Origin of the sequence: Nitrososphaera sp. (assembly GCF_036397675.1) — an archaeon.
Taxonomy (GTDB): domain Archaea; phylum Thermoproteota; class Nitrososphaeria; order Nitrososphaerales; family Nitrososphaeraceae; genus Nitrososphaera.
This window is the reverse complement of record NZ_DASWIL010000002.1, coordinates 1-16,320: the sequence shown is the minus strand read 5'-3', so window position 1 is coordinate 16,320 and position 16,320 is coordinate 1. Positions and strand designations below refer to the sequence as shown.

Sequence of the window (16,320 nt, the reverse complement as noted above, 5' to 3'; positions counted from 1 at the left end):
CTTAGAGCCTATCCCAAAAATAAGACGCCGTCAGAATTTGGCAGTTATAACCGTCAAATACCAATTATTCCCATATAAGACATAGCATCCATCGCTGACTTCCCTTACGATATCCCCATAGAGGTATTTTTGGGATAGGCTCTAAGTGACAATCGGAAAACAAAGGCCCGGGAAACATACGGTACTATGGCCCTGGTATTTCTGAACAAGAGCTGCGGTTCAGCTGCAATCCGAATCCCCAAGAGAGACACGAGAGGAAAGCCTTCCGTAAACCTCCGGGCCCGTACTTTGTTAGCCCATTTCATCACAATTTACCCTTACCCGTTTCTCCGCATTCACATTCCATTCGATTGGAGTGGCCCCTAAACGGCGTCAGGATTACTGTAGAGGGCGAAGGAGCATGGCATTCATCGCATCTTCATTCTCTATTGATTCGAAGCCCATACTCCCTATCATAGGGCCGGTCTGAATCACTTCAGTTGCAACAAGAATCCCGGCCGCAATGAATCCTATCCCCGCGACTCGAGCTACCCAAATGCCTTTACACCAAATTTTTTCGCCAAAGATTATTGCAGCGAAAAGGGCCATCCAGAAAAAGTTCATCCACCCTAGGGCAACCATCAGCAAGAAGTAGGGCCAGCAGCATCCCAGACAATAAAGCCCGTGAAACAATCCCATCTTGATAGTGCCCGAAGTTCCGCTGCTCCACCTCCTCATGAAGAAGCTCATGGGAGATTCACAATAGCCAAGGCATTTGGTCTTGAGAGGTGTAAACTGGTAGATTCCAGTGATTGTCAGGACCGCGGCAAAGACATAGTGCATTGACTGTCCGACAGACTCGCCTAACAAATGCATCATCTCTGACCAGCCAAGCAAAAGCGCGATGCCGGTAAGAGACCATACTACAAGATAGCAGCATACAAAAAGTAGGGCCTTGACAGAATATGTTTTTCGTGCCGGCGCATCGACTGATACCTGTGCCTGACTGCCGTTTGAATTGACAAGTCTGTTGTACAGCAAGACCATGGGCACGATTGCAGGAAACATCATGGCGGCCATTCCAACGGTCCATATTGTGACGAAAATCGAAAGGAATAACGCATTTTCAACTCTATCCATTGCAAACATCATGTCCTGCTGGAACATTTGAGAAGAAACCCAGCTGGCGACGGAGACTGCAATGAGGGAACACAGGATTACCTTTTGAGGTTTGTCCATTACTCAAGCACTGGAAAGGCTTTCACGGTTAGGGACCACTGTATTCTACTACCGACACAAAAGCGTTTTGGCCCGAATCGTCAAAGTTCAAATTCTTTGTAAGAATTTTCATGACCGATGACTTTGCTGCGTCTGCAAGTTTCCAGATAAAGCCGTTTGGAAGCTGTATCTTTGTTTCTTGCTCTGCGCCCGTCACAGGGTTCTTGAAACTTTCAAGGCTTACATCGATGGTTCCTGGAACGGAAAAGCTGCTCTTCTTGCCGTCTATTCTTGACTTGATCTCGACGAATTGGGGTTCAAGAACGTACTTTAGAGTCGAGGCGAATAAGGCGAACGGGCCCTCTCCCTTGACCTTGCCCGAGAAAATATCTACCAGCGCAGCTCTTTGCCCTGCAGATGCCTCTCTTGATATAAAGAGTTGCATTGTTCCGTTACCATCATGTATTGCCTTTGGCCACGATGCAGCATAGATGACGTCCAGGTTGTCAAGTTTCTCATCGCCGTAATTTCCTTCTCTTATGTGATACAGGACAAGAGCTCTGCAGAATCCATACGTCGGGAAGCCATTGAAATTGCATGGGCAGCCATAATCACAATTGCATGTTTCCACGTAATCGATTTTCATGTGCCATTTGGGAATCTGTGCTGTGGTAGCCATATCACCTCAAGACCATGATTCCGTATAAGAATTGCGGCAACAATGGTTGAAAAGCTTCTTAGAAGCCCTTTTTTCTTGATTTAGTCGCTCCTCGCGCGTTTTTTTGCCCCAAAATTTTGGCGTAGTCCTCTGGGCACGCATCTGTAACACTTGACGATTGGAAGGACAGGGTTGTAGAAATAATCACTGCACTGGTTTCAAATTTTGTACTTGGCACTCGCTGGTCAACTGCAATCCGAAGCCCCAGAATAGACACGGAAGGAAATCCTTCCAGAACCCTCCGGGCCTTACTTGTTTCAAAACTTTCTTTGTTACTGTAGATGCTCTGCACAATCAGATATGCTTATATCAATGCCTTCGAAAAGATCGTGATGAACAATCTCAAGAGAGTAGCTTTTGTTGCAGGATTTCTGCCATTGTTGTTAATGGCAGCCCCCTATGCATATGCGCAGTCCATGCCCGATGAAGTCAGCGGCAGGTATGTAAATGACGAATCTGGAGTGGAAATAACCTTCCCTGACCCCTTTACCGGGTTCGAAATTTCTGGCCCCTTTGGAACGCTGGTGACGACGAGCCTCGAAGGGTTATCTGAACCTGACTCCCAATTAATGACGTCCATAACACTCGTGATAGCCGAAAAAACAAACCAGGATCCAACCGATCCGTCTTCGTTTACAAATGAAGAAATGGATTGCAATCCACCGTCGGTAAGATCCGTTAGTGTCGCTGGCGTTCAAGGAAGTGAGGTGACGGTAGATTGCCCAAGCACTTCTCAGAAGTTTAGGATGGTAGCAGTAGAAACAGGAACCAACTGGATCGTGGTCATGTACATGTCCCCCTCTTCTGAATTTGAAAGCAATGTAGGCGCATTTAATTCGGCTCTCGGGTCACTGAAGGTTCAGGGCGCCGTAAACTCTGAAGTGCCCGATGGCGGACCGACCGACGAAGAGCCAGCCTCCAGCATGATTCCAGTCATGGTCGATGGCGAACCCGTCCAGGTGTCTGTCGCAAGCTCGTCTGTGATATCAGAAGTGGCGCTGGATGAGGCGAGCATGACGCTCTCCTTTGAAGCCGATGGATCCGGGCAAGAGACAGAAGTATCTGTAGGAAGCGTGCTCGAGGGCCCATATGTCGTAATGGTTGACGGACAGGTGACCCAGGACTTTGAAGAATCTACTGATTCCAACGGAGTCAAGGTGGTCACTGTGTCGCACGGATCGGGTGCTCACGAAGTGAGCATAAGTGGAACCCAAGTAGTGCCCGAATTCCCGGTGGCCGCACTTGGTGGGATAGTGGCGAGTCTTGGGGCAATCAGCCTGATAGGCAGAACTAGGCTCTTCAGGCGCTGACCGTGGCGGAGGGTCCGCCCTTCCACCCTTTTTCCTTACTTTCATGACAGCGACAACTTTTCTGCAGTTTGATAGCTTTCGTCTTGCGAAAGCTTCAGGCAGCTCAGAGAGAGAAAAGACAAGTAAGCGAAGACATGATAATTCTTTGCATTGGGGATACCGCCACATTGAATTGAAAAATGGATGGACTCTGTAGCAGCATGGAATAAATATTTCCGAATCATAGCTTCGCATTAGCCCAAAACTGTTCATAACTATGGGAGTAGATCTCAATGATGTTGCCAAAGGGGTCTTCGCAAAAGCAAATCTTCTTACCGCTGCCTTGGGTCAGCTCGAAAATGCCCGTTCGCCTCTTTCCACCAGAGCTCGAGATTCTCTCGACAAGTTGTTCTATTTCGGGGTCAGTTACTGCTATATGGTAAAACCCTGTCTTCCAGTATTCAAAATTATTTTCTCTACGTTCGGCTTCCGGTTCAATAAATTGGAACAGTTCTATTCCTACGCCATTGGCCGAGCTTAGATGGCAGATTTTGAACTTCCCGAGTCTGGGGCCAAATACGCCTTTCACGAGAGCAGCAAGAGTCGGTTCGGACGGAGGAGAAGATGCAGAGATTTCCACGGGGCCCAGCAAAAGTGTCATATCCAGCACATCTCGATACCATGATACAGCTACGTCAATATCGGTAACAGAAACTGCGACGTGATTGAACGCTTTTGGCATATCTACCTATCTGCCTACTTACCTATTAGTTCTGGCTCATTCATGGTGATGATTACTTTTATCCTTTCCTTGCGAGTAAACAACAACAATTCTCGCGCCTAGGAAACAGCTTTCAGATCTGTCAAAACAAGACAAGCTATTTCATTCCGAAAGCGCTACTGCACTAAAAGAAAAAGATGCGATTGTGGGTTAATGCTTTACCGCCTTACATGCAACCACACCGCTTTCTGCTTCTATCGGGGCATCCGGACTCGCTTTTTTACCTAAAGTTTTCGTGCAGGTATCTTGCCAGCCGCCTTGCGTCCTTCTCGCTGACAGGCAAGTCGCCTGCAAAAACGGATTTCTTGCCCTTTGTGATGTCCAGCCGGACGCTGCTGCCAGATATGCTCATGTTAAGTTCAGGCCCCTTAAACATCATGTCCTTAAGACCGTCTGCGTGCAGCGAGCTTTCGCTTGCGCGTTTTGGGTTGACAAACTCTAAGGTCGTTCTGTTGATGCTGTCTTCTATTGAAATAACTAACCTGCCATTCTGCATCTTCTCCAGCGAAAAGACGTACTTTTCAAGCGCTTCCACTTCTATCTTGGTTCCTACCGGGCCTTCGTCCTGCGCCTCTTCTACCGGCGTCCAGATCATCCCTTCCCTGGCCACCTTGATTGAGAACTTGCCTTCCTGCCCCATCACCTGGAGATGACCGTCGACTGCCTTCTGCAGCTCTTCCGGCGAAAGCGGGCCGGCAGGCCCTCTGTGCCACTGGTTCTTCGCGTCCTCCCTGTCCTTCTCACCGCTATAGTGGAGAATGTAGCACTCCTTGGCATTCCACCGCCGGATGATGTTGTATGCCTCCGAGACCGAGATAATGCCGGTGGAGGGATGCTCGTTGTACGTCTCCGTGCCAAGAACCAGCAGGTCTGGCTTCCACGTCAACTTCTCGTCTGCGCCGTGGAGCTTCAGAAAGTCCCAGCCCGCTATTATTTTCCGACCGCCGCCTTCTATGATATAGATGACCGAGCCAGCAAATCCAGGCGCGTCGCCGGCGTTGTCTGCCGCCACCGGAGTTACAGAAAACGGACCTGCCTCAAAGGCTTGGCCTGGCTGGACTGCTATGAAAAGTTGCCTCTTGTCTCCAAGCTGGGGCATCGAAATTATCTGGTCGAGGCACTCAGCAGTGCAGTATACCCTGGAACCTCCAACAAGCGATGAAAGTTCAGCAACGTGCTGTTGTCTAGCATGCGTTATCAGGATCGCATCCGGCGCCGCCTTGTACCCGAGCTCTCCAGCGCCATTACGGAGGCTGCCCGCAATGCCGTTGCCGGCGTCCACCAACAGGTGAAAGCCCTTGTAAAACACCGAGAGTGAGGCGTTTGCGCCGCCGGCGATGTCTGGCAGCACCCCGTTTATTCTTGTGAAAAGGGAGTTCGAGTCCACATAATGATCGGCGCTTATCATGAATAAAACGCTTTTGCACGTCGTGATAAGGCTAGCCGAGTTTTGCCATGTCTTCAAGTGTCTTGGGCCGGCCGTCCTTACACACCTGCTCAGAGTAGTGCTGTACCGAAAACAACATCAGCTGATCAAGCACTGGTTTGAGCGCCCTGCCCCTCTCGGTCACCAAGTACTCGATCCTGACAGGAGTCCCGGGGTTTACCTTGCGCTCGATGAGGCCGTTTTTCTGCATCTCCTTTAACCGCTGCGAGAGCGTCTTTGGGTTTATGCCCTCTATCTCCAGAAACTCGTTAAAGTGGCTATGGCCAAAGTGCATCATGTTGCGCAAGATAAGTATCGTGAACTTTTTGCCTATCACTTGGAAAGTGTAGTTGATCGGGCACTGCGTCAGCTGTTGCATGACTGCCATGTAGTCTACCTGGGACAACTTACCAAACATTCACCCGCTTACCGTGGGTGAAGTTCTCAATTAAACATTACCTTTCTATAGCAGATACCAGGTGGTAACGTTATACACCGGCTAGCTTGGCCTGCCCAAATAACCGAGCCTGGTGAACCTCGCTTATCTCTTCCCGCCTGTGCTTTCGTCTCTCGATGACATAGCCGGAAGCTGCATGGTAGATTATTACCATGTCCTTGGGGTAAAAGGAAAGCATCTCATGGTTCTCGTGGTCCGACTCCATGTGGCGCAGGTGTATCCGCTCCCATGCAAACATCTCGTCAACCTTCCCCTTGAAATGGAAAGTGCTGCCGCATGGGCACTTGACGTCGCGCCAGCTGCCGGCAAGATTCTGCAGCCAAGGGTCGGACATTTCGCTCACTGAAGGTTTCAAGCGGCTTATAACGTTAACCGCCCGTCATCCTCGTAAATTGGTTGCGCCTGTTGACCGACTTGATGTAGTCGAGGTTTGCGAGCGCGACCACAGCAGAATCGCGCACTTCCTCGCTCTCGTCTTTTAGCGCGTCGCGCAGTATCTTTCTGCCCTCTTCAGATCCTATGACGCCCAGTGCGACTGCAGCTTCGTGGCGGACGAACAGCGACGGGTCGTTTTTCACCGCGTCAGCAAGCGGCTTTATGCCGGTCGAAAAGCCCAGTTGCCCTAGCGAGAACGCGGCCTCGTGACGAACGAGGTCGTTGCCGTCGTTCTTGAGAACCCTGCCAACGGGCGCGACCGCACCTTGGCCGGCAATGTCTGCCAGGATGCAAACTGCGCGCGTCCTGACGACGCTGTCTTTGTGCGTCAAGAGTTTCTTGAAATAGCTGACCTTTTTTTGGTCAAACTGCCTCTCCATCTCCTCGAAAAGTTGTATCCTCTCGGCCGAAGTTATGTATTTGATGGCTGCCATGCGCCACATGTGCATCCGGGGGCCCTTTTAATTTTTGGCTCCTTCGTGAGGTTATTATAATGCCGCAAGTTACAGGTGCCCTGTGCGCGTCAGGTACTGGCGTCTTGGCATAACCGACTTTCTGGAATCGACATACCCTGCCGAGAAGGTCAACCACTGGGACATAAAGTGCATGCAGGGTGAGTACGAGCACTTCGGCATCTTTTGGTATAGGTACGGCACGCCGTTTGACAAGGAGCCGGTGCATGGAATATGTTTTTACTTTAACGACGTGCCCAAGAAAACGGTTGACGACCTTGCAGCGTTCCTGCAAGGCAAGTTTGGCGGGCAACTGCTTTACAGGCAGAACAGAGGTTTTTTGCAAGGCTCCAGAGAGTTTGCAGATGGCAAGGCGGTGGGAACGCTTGCAAACGAGATCTCGCTAAAGTTCAATGCGCCTGTAGAATTGACGGCCGAATTTGAGAAGGCAACCAAGGAGGAGGTCGACGCCGAGGCGTGGAAGCTCCCCGCAGGCAAGGCCCTCCCGATACCGGGCCCCGACTGAAATATATTCTACGGGGAGGTAACATACGTCGATGGCCTCAGAGATGTCGCTTGGCGAGCACCTCGACGAGCTGAGGGTGCGGATCATCCACGTGGTCATTGCCATAGTCGCCATAATGGGCTTTTGTATGGCGTTTGATCTACGTCCGATAGAATATGGGGGCGTGCAGCTTCTCTATCCCTTCCCTGATCCATTTCACAATATCTCCTCAAGGGTAATGCTGTACATGCAGGACACGCTTTTGCCCAAGAATGTCACGCTGGTCCAGATAGCCCCGGGGCAGGCATTTTTTGCACAAGTCTATGTCTCCATCCTTATCGGCATCATTGGCGCCATGCCCATTATTGTCAAAGAGATTGCTGGCTTTATCTTGCCTGCGATAAGCCCGAACGCAAGAAAAAACATGTCACAGATAATCGCGCCGACAGTAGCCCTATTTGTAGCCGGGGTCGCGTTTTCCTATTTGGTCGTCGTCCCTTACATTCTAGACTTTCTGTACCAATTTGGCGAGTCCATCAATGTTGTGCCGCTTTTCAACATTAGTGATTTTATCTCGTTCGTGCTCCAGTTCCTGCTTGCGTTTGGCATTTCTTTTGAACTCCCAATACTGATGTATGGGGTCTCTCTCACAGGTGCCATATCACCCCGCTTTTGGCGTAACAACTTACGCTATGCGTTCGTTATCCTAGTCATCTTTGGAGCTGTTATCACGCCGGATGGTAGCGGCGTTACAATGTGGTTTGTAACGTTGCCCATGATGGGCCTTTATCTCCTTGGTATGTTTGCAGTTGAGAGCAGGGCAAGAAAGCTCGAGAGGCTTACAGGGAGCAATACCTAACACTTAAATTCCAAGGTACGTAAGTTATGCTAAATGTCTGCAGGACTGCATAACCTGCTTATGCAATTTGGAGGACCTCAAGAATGGATCATTATTGTTATCGTGGTGGTAGTGCTATTCTTTGGGGTCAAAAAGATCCCCGAGCTTGCAAGGACCTTTGGTAAGGCCGGCGCAGAGTACGAGAAGGCCAAGATGGAAGCAAAGCGCGAACTGCAGCAGCTAAAGAGTTCCGGGAACGTAGGCAGGGAAAAGCTGGAAGAAATTGCAGAGTCTCTTGGCATCAACTACACCAACAAGAACGACGACGAGCTCAGGGCCGCAATCGAAGTCGAGCTCAACAAGACCAAAAAGTAGGCTTTTTATTACAATCTCCTTTCTCTTTAATCGTTGTTAGGCCATCAGCAGATATCAGGCATAGTCGGCCGCTACGACCAAAAAAATATCACGATTGGCACCATCGGCAGCCACTCGGCGCTCGAAGTGATGGACGGCGCCAAGGACGAGGGCATAAAGACAGTATGCATCTGCCAGAAGGGCCGCGACCTGCCTTACAGGCGCTTCAAGCGCCTGGCCGACGAGATAATTGTGCTTGACAAGTTCTCCGACGTCCTCAACCGCGAGAACCAGGAAAAACTCCGCGACATGAACTGTATCATGGTGGCACACAGGGCGTTTACCGCCTACCTAGGGTACGACAACATCGAGAACGATTTCAAGGTGCCGGTATTTGGCAACAGGTGGCTTTTGCGCGCAGAGGAGCGCACAGCCGCCCGTAACCAGTATTATTTGCTTGAAAAAGCGGGACTGCGCCACCCACACATATATCGCAAGCCTTCCGACATAGCCGGGCCGGCTATGGTCAAGGTACAAGAGGCAAAGCGCAAGCTCGAAAGGGCGTTTTTCATTGTCACGTCTTACGAGGATTACAAGAAAAAGGCCAAGCAGAAAATAGAGCAGGGTCTCGTGAGCAAAAAGGACCTTGAGAACGCGGTGATAGAGGAGTACGTGCTTGGCACCTATTTCAACCTCAACTTTTTCCATTCACCCCTGACAGGGGAAACAGAATTCCTAGGGATAGAGCGACGGTTACAAACAAATCTTCACGACTTTGTCTCCATGCCTGCCAGGCAGCAGATGGAAATGGATGTCCAGCCGCAGAACATCGAAGTCGGCCACACGCCGGCAAGCATACGCGAATCCCTGCTGGAAAAGGTGTTTGAAATGGGCGACAAGTTTGCAAGCGCAGTAAAGAAGGAATACCCGCCCGGCATAATCGGCCCGATATCACTCCAGAGCATTGTCACCACCGAGCTCGACTTTGTCGTGTATGATGTTTCATTGAGGGTGCCGGGAAACCCAATAATGGCGACTACCAGCCCTTATACGAAATACTATTTCGGCCACACGATGGGCGTCGGGCGCAGGATAGCGATGGAAATCAAAAACGCCGAAAACGAGCGCCGGCTTGGCGACATCGTCACTTGATGTCTATTGGCTCTTCAAAGAGACTCTTTCGCACCTTTATCGGCATGTCGTAGTAGGCCGCTAGCGCAATAGAGTCAGACGCGCGGTAGTTGCGCAGGATGAGCTCGCCTTTCCGGGTCTTGAAGTACAGGTTTGCCCGAAGCACGTTGCCGCTCTGGTAGACGCGCACTTCTGTCAGCAAGAGGTCCCCCATGGCCGCCAGCTCTTCTACCAAGTTGTAGACGGTAGGGATTCCACCCTTGTCGCCTTCCTGAAAGCGCGAGATGTGCTTTGCCACCTCGCCCGAGAAAGCTCGCATCGGGAATTCCCTGCCCTCCTCTGATTTCAGGATGACGACGCCCTCAAGCCCGACCTGGTCAACAAAACCTACGTAGCTTATCCGAGCGTCGACATAGTCGTCAGGGGCCTCCTCCTTTGACATCTGCAGCTATTCCGCATTTCTGTGAATTAAGGCTTTGCAAGCGATACGATTTAATTCCAACCGCGCGTATACGCAGGCATGACGTGGAAGGCCGGGCGGGACAGCGGCTACAGAACTCTCTTCATAGGCACCTTCTCACTTGCCATCGCGTTTATAATATACTCGAAGTTCTCGGGCACTTCCGGGACCGTGCAGGCGCAGGAGCTGACCGACATGGCGTATGCCATGCTTGCCATAACGGCTGCCTCAATGTCTGCCGCCACTTATGGCGCGTACAGGATATTCCGGTCAGAGCAGGCGCGCCTTTCAGGCAACACCAGCCTGATGTCGTTTGTCACCGGCGCGTTTTCTGACAACAGCTACTGGAAGATAATGGCAGTTGCAGCAATCGGCTACGGCATATTCTTTGGCTTTCTTTCGCAGATCCTAGTCTTTCGGCCCGACGTGTCGTTTTCAGAGCAAGGGATTGAGGTCCCGTCGGCAGAGATGATCCCGTGTTGCGGCGCGCCGGGGTATATGCCCATGTTCACCGTTTATTTCACGGACCACTTTTTACTCCTCGTGATACCGGTAAACGTGCTACTTGCCGCGGTTGTCTCGATAATGGTCGGCTTTAACGTGGCGCTGAGCGTCTACGCGTACAGGCTCGGCAGGGCAGCGCAGACCAAGACGTCAATAGTAGGCGGTCTTGGCGCTACAACCGGCCTTTTCGTCGGGTGCCCGACGTGCGCGGGAAGCGTATTCTCTGCAGTGCTCGGCGTGGGGATCATCGGGGCTGGTGCAAGCACTAGCGCGCTAGCGTCTTTCCAGACCGTGTTCATAGCCGCAAGCCTCCCAGCCCTAGCGGTAGCGCCATTCCTGCTTGCAAGGAGCATAAGGTCGATGTCAAGGTGCGGCGTCAAGTAACCTGATGACGTGCATCATGTCCGGCGGCGGGTTCACGTTTTCACCCACGTTTCTCACGTCGTCATCCTTGGGTATGAATGCCATATCAAGGCATGCGCGCCTTATCATGCATTTGTCCGCCCTAGTGTCGCCGACTGTAAGTTTCCTGTCGGTCTGGATTGCCCTGACACTGCCTTCAAGCCCCACCCATCCTGAAGGCGCCAAAACCATCCGGCTGTTGAGGAGCGTGTCGTCCACGTCAAACGCCGCATGATTCGCGGCTGAAACTATGGGCCAACAGCACGAAACTGTTGCGGACGGTTTATTACGCAAAGAATGTACACTTACGTGTTGCAGGATAGGAAGTACCACAAGAAGAAAGCCGCGGTGGAAAAGTTCATCAAGAAACACGGCACCATCGACCATTCTGTAATCCTGAACAACGTGGACGTAAATTACGAAACCCTCATGCGCATTCTTGACGAGCTGAGGAACGAGGGCCGCGTCTCCTGATCCGGAAGCAAAGTGGAAAAAGGCTTAATTCTCCATCCTGCGCAAACCCTGTCATGAAGGCCACGTTTGGGATGGGATGTTTCTGGTGCTCCGAGGACGTTTTCATAAAGGTCAAGGGCGTCAGGGCGACTGCCGTCGGGTACATGGGAGGGAACGTTGAGAACCCCACCTACGAGCAGGTCTGCACTGACAGGACCGGCCACGCCGAGGTGGTTCAGGTGGATTACGACCCGGAAACAGTTTCGTACGACGAACTCCTAAAGATCTTCTTTGCAAACCACGACCCGACCACGCCAAACAGGCAGGGGCCGGACGTAGGCAGGCAGTACAGATCGGCAGTGTTTTTCCATACACCCGAGCAAGAATCTGTCTCAAGGGAAGCTATAGAGCGCCTCCAGCCAATTATTGGGAAGAAAATAGTTACCGAGGTCACACCTGCATCGACATTCTGGAAGGCAGAAGACTATCACCAGAAATACTATGTCAAATGCGGATTAAAGATGCACTAATTCCAGTCCCTATAAACGCCATTTAAGAGCTACCCCGTCTGCATTGATTGGAAGCAGCGAGGAGCCTCACTGTGCCTAATGCCCCATGTTCCGACTTGACCGTGGCCAAGATGCTCATCAATGTAATGTTTCGCGCGACCTAAAACTAGCTAACTAAGGAGAACTTACAGACTCTATAATTACCCGGGTCATGCGTACGAGTGTTCAAATCTTGCCTAATTTTGAAAGACATCAGGTTGCCGCAGATCGATTCGTCTCTTCAACCCGACGCATTGTCACATTACTATCACGGAAATTTCATGCCGTCCTTTCTACCGTGGATCAGTATTGTGCTGCATGACAGTGCTGTCACGATGCTCAAGATGACAATATATCCAATAGGGGGACGCAACGATTTTACAAGCTCTCCTCCGCCGGGGATTATGAAGGCAACTTTGCCAATCAGGTCTTTATCGGTGATCGGATAGTCAACGTTTGGAATTGAGTAGAGATTTGCGTCACCTTTTGTTATGACATAATGGCCGTCTTGTGATGGTACGAATTCTACTATTCTGTGCGTAATGACACCCGAAGTCATGTCGGGGCTTTGAAATACGATAATGTCTCCAGTCATTAGAGTGTCAACAGATGCCAGTCCATCAACGACAACAAGGTCATCGATCTTGATAGTTGGGCTCATGCTGCCACTTGTAATTATGTACAATAGGTTACGCTCGCTGAAAATGTAAGATAATGCTAAAGTAACCAACACAATGCCCGCTATCAAAGAAAGCATCTCCGGTAATGTAGGCTTTCGCCGGCGCATCAAATGTGAGACTCACGAAATGAGTGTGGCTTAACTATTTTAACCTTTTACCATCTCGAGAGCTTCTGAGGCAGCCCCCGCCCACCTAGAATATGATGTTCATTATGGGCAAGGTTTTAGCACTTTCCGCCAGATTCCCTCCTACGGCATAACGAAAAGCGACACAAAATCGCTCTACGCTAGCCTGGATACGACAACTCCCGTACCCACAGAAATCAATCCACCTACGATTACTACCCATCCTACTATGGCCCAGTTTACTTCAGGCCATGAAATTTCCGGCCACCTGAGGTCAGGAAACTGAATATTGGCCACAGACAAGGCGTAGACACCCATTGCCATGAGCACAATTCCGCCACCTATTAACAACATCACCTTGAACATTAAGGCTCTTCTACAGTAATCTGACAGATGCCTTAAGGAAACGCAAGTCCAAAATACTTGATGAAAAACCAAACTAATGCTGATATTTGCGCTATCGCATCTCACGTCCATCGTGGCCTTGATCAACAAGAAATGCTGTGGTATGATGTGACAAACAGCGCCGCGGGAGTCACGTCTACCTTCGCCTATGGCGATTTGATTGCCAACCTGATAGACTTTATCATCATAGCGTTCGTCGTCTTCATAATGTACAAGATACTTTCAAGGAGCAAGATACTCGGCGTCGAGGACAAGACAAAGAAGTAACTGTATGATGTATTTTAGCTACTTTAGCTAGCTTGCATGTAATATGGGATATCGCGAAGTGAAAGAACCGAGCGGTAAGGCAATGATGTTGGAAGATACATATGATTTCAAGAACCTAGTGAAGAGGGTGGCCGAATACAGCTCCCAAGGATGGCGAGTAGCAGGCACATTCACTATACCTCGTGAAGAAAAAACCGCGTTCGTTCTAATGGTACACGATTAGCCGCTGCTACGAGTTCCATTATCAAATCTTGACCCCAAGTCTATGAATAATGCTGCATTATTCAAGTCTATGGAAAATGATGAAATCGTCTGAACCGGCTTCTTCGTATTATGTTTTTCGGAACAAACGGTGTTAAGCATACGCTAAAGCTAACTTCGTCAATGCCTGCGCTTACAAGTTGAGAAAGCCTTTTCGGGGCTTGGTAGAGTATGCGGATTGCAAGATTGCGTCCTAAACTGGCCACGACCAGCGAATTACAAAGCTTGATTATGCTTGGACCAAGGGGGTAGGATCGCGATTAGTTGGTTGCGGAAGTATAGAACTAGTATCCGGAAAAAATGTTGAAAAGGCTGATTTAAGTATTGTAAATAGGATATTACATGCATTGAACGCCATTATTAGATACTATTAATGATGATTTAAAGATACATTTAAAAGATACCATAGTACATAGAAGCCTAATGATGACCGAACAAAAAGGCACCTTGATTGAAGCGGAGACCATAGAATTAAACGCAGTGAGCCGGAACCATACTCCCATGTCTAGGTATGAACTCCTGCAAGAACTGCAGAGGTTTGGAATCAACACTCAATCGTTTGAGTCTCTGTCTAAGGAGGCACTAGAACAGTTCTTGCTGGGTATTCGTTCCGCGGCTGCTACCCACTCAAATGTTGTTGGTAAGCCCGCATATCATGATCCAGAGATTTATGCACTTGTTGATGGACTCTCAGAGAAGGCAATTCATTTGCAAGATCGAGGTCAGTATGAAGAATCATTGACCCTTCTGAAGGCAGCTGCAAAGCTGGCACCACGAGCGAGCATCTGGTATGATATGGCGATTGCACTCGAAAGATTCAATCACCTTCCGGACGCATTGGATTGTCTGGACAAGGCAATTGGTGCAGATCCTAATCACCTCGAGGCGTGGATCCGCAAAGCCGTGATTCTACGCAAATTGCGAAGGTACGATGAAGCTTTTGAGTGCAAGAAACATACTGCTGAGATGGAAACGTACACCTCAGGATACTGGAATAACCAAGGGATTGCGTTTGGATGCCAAGGAAAGAATGAAAGAGCTTTAAGATGCTTTGAAAGGGCCTCAGAAATCAACCAAAATGACTATAGTGTATGGTACAACAGAGGCACTTGTCTTGGTACTCTTGGGTTTTATGAGAACGCTCTGGAATGCTTTGAAAGGGCCATAGAGATCCGCCCGCTGGAAGCAGTTGCCTGGTACAACAAGGGTATTGTACTTAAGAAACTTGTAATGGTGGAAGAGGCGTTGGCCGCCTTTCAACGAGCTACAGAAATCGATCCAAGTTACTCTGATGCGTGGTACAACAGGGGCATAACACTCAGGCTGCTGGGAAATGAAAGAGAATGTAAGAGTTGCTTGGCAAGAGCCAAGAAATCAATACACGCATTACCTGCATAATAAGCTGTAGGCAATCTGAGGGGCAAGACTCTGGAACATATCGATACTATCGCAAAGCATGGAAGGTTGTACCCTGTCTGTAAGCCCTTACGAGACTCATCATCTTGAGAATGTATAGTTCAAAACAGGATTCAGGATATCGGAAAAATTAGGCCTATTAGAAGGCTAATTAACCTCAGTGCTGACAGAAAGAGGCTCTGGATTGGAAATCTCAATTCTATAGAAGCAACAGATTGCAATGATTCTGTGCCATTGTCGTTGTACTTACAGCGAGGGCAACGAATGCCAGACGCGTTATTCGTCTTTCCCATTTTAATCCCTCCTCATAGGATGATGCTTCGGTCATGGCCGTACTCCCCAGTGGTTCCCTAATAGCCTTTCATGGAACAGGTTGGTTCGTGGCAGGAGAAACAGGCTCTATTTCTTTTCATTCTAATACCGCATACTAATGCAGAGGTGTCAAGGAATATTCAAGCCGATGGCTGACTAACGCAAGCAAGATTGCGATTGGTACATTCAGACTTCGAGCGTTTTCAGAACGGACTGGAAATTCCTGCCTTTGCACTTCGGACACCGTTCAGACCTACCTCTGACTGCCCAATACACAATTCCACCAACCAAAGTCAATGCTGTGATCCAGAATTGGACTCCAACAGAGGCGTGATATCCTATGACAAATACTTCGCCACAGCTTGTGCAGGTCTTAACAGGTACATTGATTTGAGCCACAGCTCATCCTCTACACTCTTCTATAATAACAATCTGTTTTTGTTCTACAGCCTTGAGCAATCATGTTCCTAACCTACACCATAACCAAAAAAGAGCACAAGTTTACGAAGGAAAGGGGGGAAATGAGAGTTAGGAATCAACCGACACTAATTGCTAGAGCCTAAAAACAATATATGGCGCTACGAAGAGCTTACAAGCATCTGACGAACCTTGGCTGTAGACTTCATCCATGTAATAATCTCACTTGGAATACTGCTCTTTGCAGCCAAGCTGATGGCAGAGTTGTTCCATCGGATAAAGCTTCCAATAGTACTAGGTGAATTACTTGCGGGCATCATCGTAGGTCCATTTGCACTCGGTGGCCTGTATCTTGTCGACGGAGAACCGCTTGTTAACCTTAATGAAACAGTCAGGCATGTTGGCGAAATAGCCGCTATTGTGATCCTGTTCATAGCAGGTCTGCACATCACACCACGCGAGTTCCTAAGAGGTGGCGTTGCTGCAT

Annotated in this window: 22 protein-coding genes; 11 read left to right on the top strand and 11 right to left on the bottom strand. The window is 49.5% G+C overall.

Features of this window, described 5'->3' with window-relative positions; all coding sequences use genetic code 11:
- Positions 1-378: 378 nt before the first annotated feature.
- Both VGA14_RS00155 and VGA14_RS00150 read right to left on the bottom strand, forming a co-directional pair.
- On the bottom strand, positions 379-1,146 hold the full coding sequence (locus VGA14_RS00155) for a DUF2182 domain-containing protein (RefSeq protein ID WP_331001710.1): 768 nt from the start codon (positions 1,144-1,146) through the stop codon (positions 379-381).
- Positions 1,147-1,246: 100 nt separating this feature from the next.
- On the bottom strand, positions 1,247-1,876 hold the full coding sequence (locus VGA14_RS00150) for a DUF1326 domain-containing protein (protein WP_331001709.1): 630 nt from the start codon (positions 1,874-1,876) through the stop codon (positions 1,247-1,249).
- A gap of 425 nt (positions 1,877-2,301) precedes the next feature.
- On the opposite strand from VGA14_RS00150, the gene VGA14_RS00145 reads away from it, so the two are divergent.
- The gene (locus VGA14_RS00145; RefSeq protein WP_331001708.1) at positions 2,302-3,225 is read left to right on the top strand and encodes a hypothetical protein; all 924 of its coding nucleotides are present in this window, start codon (positions 2,302-2,304) and stop codon (positions 3,223-3,225) included.
- 220 nt (positions 3,226-3,445) lie between these two features.
- On the opposite strand, the gene VGA14_RS00140 is transcribed toward VGA14_RS00145, so the two are convergent.
- The 5 genes from VGA14_RS00140 to VGA14_RS00120 all read right to left on the bottom strand — a co-directional run bounded on the left by VGA14_RS00140 (position 3,446) and on the right by VGA14_RS00120 (position 6,737).
- Positions 3,446-3,946: a VOC family protein gene (locus VGA14_RS00140; protein WP_331001707.1), complete on the bottom strand. Its 501-nt coding sequence runs from the start codon at positions 3,944-3,946 to the stop codon at positions 3,446-3,448.
- 259 nt (positions 3,947-4,205) lie between these two features.
- A complete protein-coding gene (locus VGA14_RS00135) occupies positions 4,206-5,372 on the bottom strand; it encodes an MBL fold metallo-hydrolase (protein WP_331001706.1) in 1,167 nt (388 codons plus the stop codon).
- 52 nt (positions 5,373-5,424) lie between these two features.
- Complete coding sequence (locus VGA14_RS00130; protein ID WP_331001705.1) at positions 5,425-5,799, bottom strand: helix-turn-helix domain-containing protein; 375 nt, start codon at positions 5,797-5,799, stop codon at positions 5,425-5,427.
- A 100-nt stretch (positions 5,800-5,899) separates the two neighbouring features.
- Entirely contained in the window at positions 5,900-6,202 is a 303-nt protein-coding gene (locus tag VGA14_RS00125) for a hypothetical protein (protein ID WP_331001704.1), read from the bottom strand.
- Between the two features lie 34 nt (positions 6,203-6,236).
- The gene (locus tag VGA14_RS00120) at positions 6,237-6,737 is read right to left on the bottom strand and encodes a HEAT repeat domain-containing protein (protein ID WP_331001703.1); all 501 of its coding nucleotides are present in this window, start codon (positions 6,735-6,737) and stop codon (positions 6,237-6,239) included.
- An 82-nt stretch (positions 6,738-6,819) separates the two neighbouring features.
- Between VGA14_RS00120 and VGA14_RS00115 the strand changes: the two genes are divergently transcribed.
- Genes VGA14_RS00115 through VGA14_RS00100 form a run of 4 tightly spaced genes read left to right on the top strand, consistent with a single transcriptional unit; the run spans position 6,820 to position 9,604 of the window.
- The gene (locus VGA14_RS00115) at positions 6,820-7,281 is read left to right on the top strand and encodes a hypothetical protein (protein WP_331001702.1); all 462 of its coding nucleotides are present in this window, start codon (positions 6,820-6,822) and stop codon (positions 7,279-7,281) included.
- A gap of 31 nt (positions 7,282-7,312) precedes the next feature.
- A complete protein-coding gene (tatC, locus tag VGA14_RS00110; RefSeq protein ID WP_331001701.1) occupies positions 7,313-8,119 on the top strand; it encodes a twin-arginine translocase subunit TatC in 807 nt (268 codons plus the stop codon).
- 33 nt (positions 8,120-8,152) lie between these two features.
- Positions 8,153-8,473, top strand: a complete 321-nt coding sequence (locus tag VGA14_RS00105) for a twin-arginine translocase TatA/TatE family subunit (RefSeq protein ID WP_331001700.1) — start codon at positions 8,153-8,155, stop codon at positions 8,471-8,473.
- Positions 8,474-8,506: 33 nt separating this feature from the next.
- On the top strand, positions 8,507-9,604 hold the full coding sequence (locus VGA14_RS00100; RefSeq protein WP_331001699.1) for a formate--phosphoribosylaminoimidazolecarboxamide ligase family protein: 1,098 nt from the start codon (positions 8,507-8,509) through the stop codon (positions 9,602-9,604).
- Here VGA14_RS00100 and VGA14_RS00095 read toward each other — a convergent pair.
- Positions 9,597-10,025 carry a bifunctional nuclease family protein gene (locus VGA14_RS00095; RefSeq protein ID WP_331001698.1) on the bottom strand — a complete coding sequence of 143 codons (429 nt, stop codon included), beginning with the start codon at positions 10,023-10,025 and terminating at the stop codon, positions 9,597-9,599. The two genes, VGA14_RS00100 and VGA14_RS00095, sit on opposite strands and share 8 nt — an antisense overlap.
- Before the next feature lie 78 nt (positions 10,026-10,103).
- Between VGA14_RS00095 and VGA14_RS00090 the strand changes: the two genes are divergently transcribed.
- Positions 10,104-10,931 (top strand): hypothetical protein, encoded by an 828-nt coding sequence (locus tag VGA14_RS00090; protein ID WP_331001697.1) that lies wholly within the window; start codon positions 10,104-10,106, stop codon positions 10,929-10,931.
- On the opposite strand, the gene VGA14_RS00085 is transcribed toward VGA14_RS00090, so the two are convergent.
- Entirely contained in the window at positions 10,911-11,168 is a 258-nt protein-coding gene (locus VGA14_RS00085) for a hypothetical protein (protein ID WP_331001696.1), read from the bottom strand. The two genes, VGA14_RS00090 and VGA14_RS00085, sit on opposite strands and share 21 nt — an antisense overlap.
- Positions 11,169-11,261: 93 nt before the next feature.
- Between VGA14_RS00085 and VGA14_RS00080 the strand changes: the two genes are divergently transcribed.
- Complete coding sequence (locus VGA14_RS00080) at positions 11,262-11,423, top strand: hypothetical protein (protein WP_331001695.1); 162 nt, start codon at positions 11,262-11,264, stop codon at positions 11,421-11,423.
- Positions 11,424-11,476: 53 nt separating this feature from the next.
- The gene (msrA, locus tag VGA14_RS00075) at positions 11,477-11,932 is read left to right on the top strand and encodes a peptide-methionine (S)-S-oxide reductase MsrA (RefSeq protein ID WP_331001694.1); all 456 of its coding nucleotides are present in this window, start codon (positions 11,477-11,479) and stop codon (positions 11,930-11,932) included.
- Positions 11,933-12,218: 286 nt separating this feature from the next.
- Here the strand turns inward: msrA and VGA14_RS00070 are convergent, their stop codons facing one another.
- A complete protein-coding gene (locus VGA14_RS00070; protein WP_331001711.1) occupies positions 12,219-12,707 on the bottom strand; it encodes a signal peptidase I in 489 nt (162 codons plus the stop codon).
- A gap of 204 nt (positions 12,708-12,911) precedes the next feature.
- The gene (locus tag VGA14_RS00065) at positions 12,912-13,121 is read right to left on the bottom strand and encodes a hypothetical protein (RefSeq protein ID WP_331001693.1); all 210 of its coding nucleotides are present in this window, start codon (positions 13,119-13,121) and stop codon (positions 12,912-12,914) included.
- A gap of 60 nt (positions 13,122-13,181) precedes the next feature.
- Between VGA14_RS00065 and VGA14_RS00060 the strand changes: the two genes are divergently transcribed.
- The 3 genes from VGA14_RS00060 to VGA14_RS00050 all read left to right on the top strand — a co-directional run.
- Positions 13,182-13,427 (top strand): MscL family protein, encoded by a 246-nt coding sequence (locus tag VGA14_RS00060; protein ID WP_331001692.1) that lies wholly within the window; start codon positions 13,182-13,184, stop codon positions 13,425-13,427.
- A 684-nt stretch (positions 13,428-14,111) separates the two neighbouring features.
- Positions 14,112-15,086 (top strand): tetratricopeptide repeat protein, encoded by a 975-nt coding sequence (locus VGA14_RS00055; protein WP_331001691.1) that lies wholly within the window; start codon positions 14,112-14,114, stop codon positions 15,084-15,086.
- Between the two features lie 939 nt (positions 15,087-16,025).
- The coding region (locus VGA14_RS00050) for a cation:proton antiporter (protein ID WP_331001690.1) at positions 16,026-16,320 on the top strand (295 nt) is incomplete at its 3' end.

What these genes read in the sequence shown, in the direction of transcription:
- VGA14_RS00155 (WP_331001710.1), bottom strand. Translation starts at nt 1,146, where the DNA reads ATGTTCCAGCAGGACATGATGTTTGCAATGGATAGAGTTGAAAATGCG.
- VGA14_RS00150 (WP_331001709.1), bottom strand. Translation starts at nt 1,876, where the DNA reads ATGGCTACCACAGCACAGATTCCCAAATGGCACATGAAAATCGATTAC.
- VGA14_RS00145 (WP_331001708.1), top strand. Translation starts at nt 2,302, where the DNA reads ATGGCAGCCCCCTATGCATATGCGCAGTCCATGCCCGATGAAGTCAGC.
- VGA14_RS00140 (WP_331001707.1), bottom strand. Translation starts at nt 3,946, where the DNA reads ATGCCAAAAGCGTTCAATCACGTCGCAGTTTCTGTTACCGATATTGAC.
- VGA14_RS00130 (WP_331001705.1), bottom strand. Translation starts at nt 5,799, where the DNA reads ATGGCAGTCATGCAACAGCTGACGCAGTGCCCGATCAACTACACTTTC.
- VGA14_RS00125 (WP_331001704.1), bottom strand. Translation starts at nt 6,202, where the DNA reads ATGTCCGACCCTTGGCTGCAGAATCTTGCCGGCAGCTGGCGCGACGTC.
- VGA14_RS00120 (WP_331001703.1), bottom strand. Translation starts at nt 6,737, where the DNA reads ATGGCAGCCATCAAATACATAACTTCGGCCGAGAGGATACAACTTTTC.
- tatC (WP_331001701.1), top strand. Translation starts at nt 7,313, where the DNA reads ATGGCCTCAGAGATGTCGCTTGGCGAGCACCTCGACGAGCTGAGGGTG.
- VGA14_RS00105 (WP_331001700.1), top strand. Translation starts at nt 8,153, where the DNA reads ATGTCTGCAGGACTGCATAACCTGCTTATGCAATTTGGAGGACCTCAA.
- VGA14_RS00095 (WP_331001698.1), bottom strand. Translation starts at nt 10,025, where the DNA reads ATGTCAAAGGAGGAGGCCCCTGACGACTATGTCGACGCTCGGATAAGC.
- VGA14_RS00090 (WP_331001697.1), top strand. Translation starts at nt 10,104, where the DNA reads ATGACGTGGAAGGCCGGGCGGGACAGCGGCTACAGAACTCTCTTCATA.
- msrA (WP_331001694.1), top strand. Translation starts at nt 11,477, where the DNA reads ATGAAGGCCACGTTTGGGATGGGATGTTTCTGGTGCTCCGAGGACGTT.
- VGA14_RS00070 (WP_331001711.1), bottom strand. Translation starts at nt 12,707, where the DNA reads ATGCTTTCTTTGATAGCGGGCATTGTGTTGGTTACTTTAGCATTATCT.
- VGA14_RS00065 (WP_331001693.1), bottom strand. Translation starts at nt 13,121, where the DNA reads ATGTTCAAGGTGATGTTGTTAATAGGTGGCGGAATTGTGCTCATGGCA.
- VGA14_RS00060 (WP_331001692.1), top strand. Translation starts at nt 13,182, where the DNA reads ATGAAAAACCAAACTAATGCTGATATTTGCGCTATCGCATCTCACGTC.
- VGA14_RS00055 (WP_331001691.1), top strand. Translation starts at nt 14,112, where the DNA reads ATGATGACCGAACAAAAAGGCACCTTGATTGAAGCGGAGACCATAGAA.